At 69.7% G+C, this 7,771-nt stretch carries 5 protein-coding genes; 1 reads left to right on the top strand and 4 read right to left on the bottom strand.

Annotated elements, in window-relative coordinates:
• Window positions 1-30 precede the first annotated feature (30 nt).
• The 4 genes from ABGI63_RS25415 to ABGI63_RS25400 all read right to left on the bottom strand — a co-directional run bounded on the left by ABGI63_RS25415 (window position 31) and on the right by ABGI63_RS25400 (window position 7,543).
• Complete coding sequence (locus ABGI63_RS25415; protein WP_349745313.1) at window positions 31-3,474, bottom strand: autotransporter-associated beta strand repeat-containing protein; 3,444 nt, start codon at window positions 3,472-3,474, stop codon at window positions 31-33.
• 66 nt (window positions 3,475-3,540) lie between these two features.
• Window positions 3,541-6,699 carry an ATP-binding protein gene (locus ABGI63_RS25410; RefSeq protein ID WP_349745312.1) on the bottom strand — a complete coding sequence of 1,053 codons (3,159 nt, stop codon included), beginning with the start codon at window positions 6,697-6,699 and terminating at the stop codon, window positions 3,541-3,543.
• Window positions 6,663-7,166, bottom strand: a complete 504-nt coding sequence (locus ABGI63_RS25405; RefSeq protein ID WP_349745311.1) for an AfsR/SARP family transcriptional regulator — start codon at window positions 7,164-7,166, stop codon at window positions 6,663-6,665. Before ABGI63_RS25405 ends, ABGI63_RS25410 begins: the two co-directional genes overlap by 37 nt.
• 149 nt (window positions 7,167-7,315) lie before the next feature.
• Window positions 7,316-7,543: a hypothetical protein gene (locus ABGI63_RS25400; protein WP_349745310.1), complete on the bottom strand. Its 228-nt coding sequence runs from the start codon at window positions 7,541-7,543 to the stop codon at window positions 7,316-7,318.
• 38 nt (window positions 7,544-7,581) lie between these two features.
• On the opposite strand from ABGI63_RS25400, the gene ABGI63_RS25395 reads away from it, so the two are divergent.
• On the top strand, window positions 7,582-7,771 hold a 190-nt coding region (locus tag ABGI63_RS25395; protein ID WP_349745309.1), incomplete at its 3' end, for a hypothetical protein.

Here is a 7,771-nt window from a genome sequence, read left to right as displayed (position 1 = left end):
GGTGAGGGCCGGGCTCAAATGCGGCGAATTTCAACAGCCTGCTAGCGGCGCGGCAGCGTCCAGGGTCAGCACACCCTGCACGCGCAGGCTGTGCTCGCCACCCAGGCTGGCCGGAATCATGGCCAGCAGGCCCTGGCCCTGGCGTGCGTCGCTCAGCAGGTTCAGGCTGCCGCTCTGCCAGTCCAGCCGGCCGTCGAACGTAGCATCTGGGGCTGCGCTCAGGCTGCCGCCGGCCAGCATCAGGCGCTCGGCCTGCAGGCGTCCGCCGACACCCAGCAGCAGGCTCTGGCCCTGCTGGATCTGGAGTTGCCCCTTGATCGCCAGCGCGCGCCCACTGTCCAGCACCAGGTCGGCGGCGAGCAGGCCCTGATTCAGCGCCGTGTCCGCTCCGAGGCTCAGCAGGCCCTGCTGCCAGCGTAGTCCGGCGGTGAAGCTGGCACCGGGCCGGTCCAGCTGCAGCGAGCCGCCGTTGAGCACCAGCTCGGCACCCGTTTGCAGCTCGAGGCTGCCGCTGCGCAGCGCGCCGCCGGACAGCAGCTCGATGCTGCTGCGCGCATGCAGATGCAGGTTGGCCACATCCACGAAGCTGCCCGGACCCTGGACCCTGAGACTGGCCTGCGGCAGCAGCGTGAGTTCGGTGGCTCGGAGGCTGCCGCCGTTTTCGACCAGCACCCTGGCGCCCTGGTAGGACTGCACCTGCGCGTCGAAACGGCTGCCTGAGCCGGCGATGTGCAGCAGCGGGGCATCGGTGTTCGGCACGCCCGATGCACCGGTTAGCTTGAAGTTCTGGGGGCCCTCCAGCCGGGCACCATCGAGCACGCTGATGCGGCTGCCGCTGGCATCGCCGCTGAGCAGCAGATCGCGCAGCTGCGTCTGGCTGCCGGCACCGGTGACGCGCAGCTCGCTGTTGGAGCCCAGGTTCAGACGGGCCAGTTGGTTGCTATTGCTCAGCGTCAGCGTGCCTTGGCGGAGCGTCAGCAGGCCGTCGCTGCTGAGGCCGCCGCTGATGCGCGACGCGCTGCCCTCGGCGAGCAGCAGGTCTGCGCCGGCGGCGATCTCGATGGCGCCGTCCAGCTGGAGTCCCCCGTGCACCTCGACCTTGCCGCCGTTCAGCAGTGTCAGGCCGGGGCCGCCGGCGTGGCTACCGAGTGTGCCCAGCACCCGCAGCGAGCGTTTGGCGTCCAGGGCCGGCAAGCTGGCCAGACCCTGACCCAACTGGGCTGCGCCGCGCAGCGTCAGCGTACCCTGCTGCCAGTCCAGCACCGAGCGGAAGTCGGCGCCGCTCAGTGCCTCGAAGCTGCCACCGGTCAGTAGCAGGCGCTCGGCCTGCAGGCTGCCCCCCTGACCCAGCTGCAGGCTTTGGCCGGCGCCCACGCTCAACGTCCCCTGCACGCTCAGCTCGCGTCCGTCGGCCAGCGCCAGATTGGCCGCCAGCAGGCCCTGGCCCAGGTGGCTGTCCAGGCCCAGACTCACCCGTCCGCTGCGCCAGTCCAGCGCGCCGATGCTGCTGGCTTGGGCCAGCTCCAGCACGCCGCCGTCCAGCAGCAGCCGGGATTCTCCGTCGGTGTCAACCAGCGCGTTGGCGCGCAATAGGGCGCCGTCCAGCAGCTGCAGCTGGCTGCCGTTGATGTCGAGCTTGATCGTGGCGTCGTTCACCCAGCGCGTGCCGGCGCCGCTGAGGCTGAGGACCGTGCCGCTCAGGCTGGCCTGGGCAGTCTGCAGCGTGGCGCCGGCGCTGACGTTGATGCTGTTGAATCCGGTGTTCAGGTTGTTGACGGACAGGCTCGTGCGCTCGCCCTCGACGCTGACCGAGCTGCCCCGTGTCAGATGCAATAGGGCGGCGACGTCCATCTGGGCGCCGCTGCTCAGCCGGATGGCGCTGCCGTCGCTCACTTTGGCATTGCCGCTGACCTTCACCGACGTGCCGGCATCGCGCAACTGCCAGATGCCGCCCTGCTCAATGGAGGCACTGGACACGAACATGCGGGCACCATCGCGCACCGTGACGGTGGCTGGCGTCGCCGGGTCTGAGCGGTCCAGCCGCAGGTTGTTGGGCGACCCTGCGCTGCCCACCACCGTTTGGCGGCCGGCAATGTCGACTTGGCTTCCGTTGCCCAGGTAGATTGCAGCGATGTCGATGTGTGACGGCTTGTCGAGCTCCCCCAGCAGCAGCTTGGGCGCCGGCAGACTGGGATCGGGCTGGGTGAGCTGCAGGTATCTGAACTTGACCGAGCCGCTCAGGGCCAGCGATGTACCTTGGTGGTCAATCGTGCCGCCCGCGAAGCCTAGGTTGCTGATGCCGTCGCGCAGCGCCAGCTCCGTGCCGGGCGTCACTTCCAGGATGCTGCTGGTGCTGGTGTCGAACAGCAGCGGCCCCTGCAGGGCGCTGCCCGGCAGCATCACCAGCCGGGCATCGTTGGCGATCTGGGTGCCCCCTCCCGGGGCTAGTTGGCCCAGGGCATGCACCGCGCCCGTGCTGATGCGCAGCACGCCTGTGCCGCGGAGCGGCCCGTCCAGCAGCAGCGGTGCGTAGCTGTCGCTGTTGCGCAGCACGAGCACACCGTCGTTGCGGATCGGCCCCTGCAGCGTCAGACCGCTGCCCTGCAGGGTCAGCGTGCCGGCCTGGATGTCGATGCCCTGCTGCAGGTTCACGCTCTGGCTGAGCAGCAGGTTGCCGCCGCCCTGCTTGAGCAGCCGGCCCTCGCCCTGCACGGTGCCGGCAAAAGAGTGTTCGTCCGCGCGGTTGAAGGCCAGCGTGGCGCCGGCATCGACCCGCACCGGGCCGAGTATGGCGCCGCTGCTGCCGCCGTCTCCTATGGCCAGCGTGCCGCCCGCCACCCGGGTGCCGCCGGTGTAGCTGCTGCTGCCGGTCAGCACCTGGGTGCCGTTGCCGGCCTTGGTGAAGTGGCCGGGCGAGTTGCCGTCCATCAGCGCGCCGGCGAAGCTGCCGCTGCCATTGGCCACGCCGAAGGTGAAGGTCTCGTAGCCCGCGCGCCAGCCGCCGTCGGTGAAACCGGACCTGATGCGGCCGCTGCCGGTTAGCGCATCCACCCGCACATTGGCCTCCACCCCCTCGAACACCGCGCCGGCGGCGACTCTGAGGCCCGACAGATTGCGCGTCCAGTTCTCATTGGCGCTGCTGCCGCCGACGAAGCGACCGGCCGCCACGTCTATCCAGCTGCCGGCCTGCAGGGCAAAGGTGGCGCTGTGCGCGCCCCAGGAGACGGTGCCCGGGCCGGTCTTGGACAGCACGCCCAGGCCCTGGTAGACCACGTCGCCGAGCAGGCTGCCCAGGTCGGTGTCGAGCGGGGTGGCGATGAGATGGCGCTGCTGCGGATCCAGCTCGATGACGGTGGCACCGCTGGCCGGGCTTACCGGGGCGGCAAAGGCCAAGGCGAGGGCGCTGCACAGGGCCAGGCGGCGCGGCAGGTGTCGCTGGAAGTGAGTGGCTTGGGACGGGCTGGTGCGCTGCATGGTCGGGGTTTTCCTTGAATAGGATGGTCCCTTCTTTCAGGAGGGGCGCGGCCCGATGCTGGCGCCCTAGCGTTGATGCAGCGTTGAAAGGCCCCTCCCCGGATGGGGGGGAGGCTGGTCTGGCGGATTGGTGGCCTGTTGTTCGCAACGCTGTTGCCACAGACTGGCGCCCATGCTGCAGGCCTGTTGGTGGGCATGCGCCAGTGCGTCGCTTGCGGCGGCGGGGTGGCATAGCCGCGCCTGGGCCTCGGCGCGCATGCGCCAGAGCTCGGGCAGCAGATAGAGTTCCTGGCGCTCACGGGCCTTGGCCATGGCCTCGTCGCTGCGGGCCAAGGCCTCCTCATGCTGGCCCAGGCGCAGCAGCGCCTCGATCAGGAAGGACAAAAAGGTCGGCTCGGTGCTGGGCATGGCCACGGCCGAGGCAGCGACCGCCTGGCGTATCGGCAACAGGCCACCCGGGTCGCCGCCTTCGGCCTGCACCCAGCCCAGTACCAGGGCGCCGACCGCCTGCCACAGCGCCAAGCCATGCTTGTCGGCCAGGGCCAGCAGCTCCTGGCATAGCGGTAGCGCCGGGCCGGGCTGGCGCAAATGACGATGCATCACCGCTGCCATGGTCAGCACGAAGGCCAGGGTCTGGGCATGCCCCAGGACCCGTGCTTGGGTCAGTGCGAGCGTGGCATGGAACTGTGCCGCTTCCGCGTGGCCTTGCAGGGCCAGCGGCCAGCAACGCATCGCGCGGGCGGCGATGCCGCCATGCTCGCCGTAGCGCGCCGTCAGCAGCTCCGGCGCCAGCCGGTCGCCGGCCTTGGCGGCGGCCTCGAGTGCCTGGTCGGCGGCCTCCAGCCGGCCAAGAAAGAACAGGTTGTTGCCCAGGGCATAGGCGGCTTGCACCGCGGCGGCCTGGTCGCCGGTGCGCGCGGCCTCAACGCACAACTGCTCGGCCAGTTGCAGGGCGGGCACCTCGCCGGGGCCGCTGCGGCTGCCCAGCCACAGGCCCCACAGGGCCTGGAAGCGCGGCCCTGCGACACTCTCCGCCGGGCAGACCGCCAGGGCCTGCTCGAAGCAGTGGCGCGCCACCCCCGAGCCATAGCCCTCCAGGGCCAGCAGGCTGTTGCCCAACTGCAGCAGCAAAGGCAGCTTCAGGCGCTGTACAAGATCCGGTGGCGCTGAGAGCGTGGTCAGGGCCTGCAGACCCTGCTGGAGCAGATGGCGGGCCTCGACATGGGCGGACTGGCCGGCGGCGCGGCAGCCGGCCTGCAGCCAGTAGTGGGCGGCCACCGGGTCGCCGGCGGCCTGCAGATGGTGGGCGAGCAACTCGGGTTCGTCGGCTGCGCGAGTCGCGAACATGCCCATCAGCGCATCGGCCGCGCGCCGATGCAGGGAGCACCGTTCGCTGCTCCCCAGCGATTCGTAAGCCGCGTCCCGGATCAGTGCATGGCGGAACTGCCAATGTCCGCTGGCGCAGGCCTGCAGCAGGCCTTCGCCGGCCAACTGGCCCAGGCCCGCCGATAGCTGCAGCGGCCGCGAGCTCTCGTCCTGCATGGCCAGCAGTAGGGCTTCGTCGCAGTCGCTGCCCAGCACCGCTGCGCATTGGGCTAGCCGCCGGGCTGTGGCGGGTAGGCGATCCAGCCGGGCGGCCAGCAGGTCCCACAGCGTGGCGGGCACGCGCTCCTGTGGAGTCAGGCGTAGCGAGCGGGCCAATTCTTGGGCAAACAGCGGCACGCCCTGGGCGCGCAGCAGCACCTGTTGGCGCTCCAGTGCACTGTCTGGGGCCAGCTCCAGTTGCTCGATCAGGTGCAACATCTCGGCCTCGGGCAGTGCTTGCAGGTTCAGCACTTGCTGCAGTGCGCCGGCCAGAGCCGGCGGAGGCGGCTCGCGCGAGCTCATCACGATCAGGCTGGGACTGCGCTCGCTCGCGGCCCGCTGCAGATACAAGGCCAGCAGCTCCAGCGTCGAGGGGTCGGCCCAGTGCAGGTCCTCCATCGTCACCAGTTGGGGCCGACCCCGGGCCAGGCCTTCGAACAGATCAATCAGCAGGGTCTGCAGCGCGCGTTTGTTGAGCGGACCGTCGGTCGCCTGTGACAGCAGCAACTGGCTCAGTGCTTCCTGGCTGGCCCTCGGATCGAGGCCGGCCTGCAACAGCAGCTGTTGCAGCGCCGCTTGCGCGCGATGCCGGTCTGCCAGGGGACCGAGGCTGCGTTGCAGCGCGGCCACCACCGGATGCCAGGGGCTGTGACCGAACTCCGGTTGGCAGAATAGCTGCAGTCGCCGTGTCGTGGCGCCGCTGCTCGCTGCGATCTCGCGGCGTAGCGCCTGAAGCAGCCGGGTCTTGCCCAGGCCTGGCTCGCCCTGCACCCAAATCGCGCGGGAGTGATGCTGGGCATCGGCCCAATGGGCCAACAGCGCTGCCAGTTCGGCGCCGCGGCCGACCATGGGCTGCATTTGCCGCAGCTGGGCGGAGGCACTCAGTGCATCAAGCAGCTCAGCACTGCCATCAGCCTCGGTGGCCAGGAAGCGATGGTGGTGCAGGCTTTGCTGGCGCAGCTCGACGCTGACCCGGGCCGTGCTCGGCCGGGCCAACCAAGCCAGGCGACGCGCCTCGCGAGTCAAGGCGCCGACGCTGTCGGGCGAGGCTTGGTCCGGCAGGCTGCGCCCCCAGCCTACATGCAGGCCCAGGCGCGGAACCAGCATGGCCTTGCCGTCCTCGACCGGTGCCAGCAGCCCGAGTGCAGCGTCCAGAGCCAAGCGCGGCGCCTGCTCCAGCGCGCGAGGATGGCCAAAGAAGGCCAGCAGTTCACCGCTCTCGGCGCGTTGCACCCAGGCGCCTTGGTCCTGGAGGTCGGCGCGAGCGCGGTCCAGCCTGTTGGCCAACTGGGCGCTCAGCGCCTCGGCGTCATCGGTGTTGCCTGCATCAGCATGCACCTCCCATTCGCACAGCAGAGCCACGACGCGTCGGCGCTGGGTGCCCTGGGCGACCGCCGGTGCAGGCGCGGCCTGTCGGCGCAGGCCTTGGGCCAGGGTCTCGGTGGCGGTCCGCGGTAGTAACTTCAGCTCCTGCTGCAATCGGTTGCGGAACTCGTCATAGAGATCCAAGGCCTGATCTGGCCGAGAGATCGCAAGCATCCGCATGCAGCGTCGCAGCGCGGCTTCATTCCAGGGGTCCAAGGCCAGCACCTGCTGTGCGCAGCTCAGCGCCTCTGCGTGCTCGCTGGTCTGCTCCAGCATCTCGGCCAAGGTCTCCAGGCATTGAAGCCAGGCGCGTCGCTCAAGCTCAGACCGATCAGCAACTCGCCTCGGTAAAGCGCCCGAGCCCGCTCCAAGGCCAGTCGGCGCGCCTCGGTATGGGGGGCCGCGGCGTCAAGCTGGGCCAGCGTGAACTCGCGGCAGTCGATCACCAGCGCCGGGCTGTCATGCAGCTGAATGTGTTTCTTGTCGGCCACTAGCAGCGTTTCCAGTGCCGGCTTGGGCAGCAGTTTGCTCAGGCTCAGCCGTAGATCGAACAGCGCGCGGCGCAGATTGGCGCGGGCCTGGGCCAGCTCGGAATCGGGCCATAGCAGTTCGGCCAGTGTTTCGCGCGTCAACGGACCGGACTGCAGGGCCAGCAGAGCGAGCAGCGCACGCACCTTGTCATAGGGCAGGGGCAGCGCAGAACCATCGGCGTCACACAGCTCGAAGCCGCCGAGCAGCGTCAACTGGGGCAGCGCATTTCGGGTGAAGGGGGCGGGGGGCGAAACTGAAGTGAGGGGCATGACGGCGCGCAAACGAGGTGGCAGTATGCCGCAGTCATGCAAGGCTGCCTGCCGCATCGGTCGAGGCAGAATCGGCTGATGGTTGAACCGGTTCAGACGCTGAAGACCTGCACCGCCTGCGCGAGCCGGCCGGCCTGGTCCTTCAGCTGCTCGCTGGATGCCGCCATCTCCTCGACCAGGGCCGCGTTCTGCTGCGCCACCCGGTCGAGTTCCTGCACCTGCAGCTGCAGCTGCAGCTCGCTGATGTCCTGGCCGTCCTGGCCCGAGCTCTGGTCCAGGCGCAGCATCAGGCCGCTCAGCTGCTGGATCTCGGCCACCATCTGCTGCAGAGTCTGGCCGGTCNAGCTGCAGCTCGCTGATGTCCTGGCCGTCCTGGCCCGAGCTCTGGTCCAGGCGCAGCATCAGGCCGCTCAGCTGCTGGATCTCGGCCACCATCTGCTGCAGAGTCTGGCCGGTCTCGTGCACCTGGCGCGAGCCGGCCTCGGTGCGCTCCGTGGTGTCGTTGATCAGGGTCTTGATCTCGCGCGCGGCCTCGCCGGCGCGCTGGG

Origin of the sequence: Roseateles cavernae (assembly GCF_040187885.1) — a bacterium.
GTDB lineage: Bacteria > Pseudomonadota > Gammaproteobacteria > Burkholderiales > Burkholderiaceae_C > Roseateles_E > Roseateles_E cavernae.
Note: the sequence above shows the minus strand (reverse complement) of the source record. Positions and strands in the feature narration are given on the sequence as shown.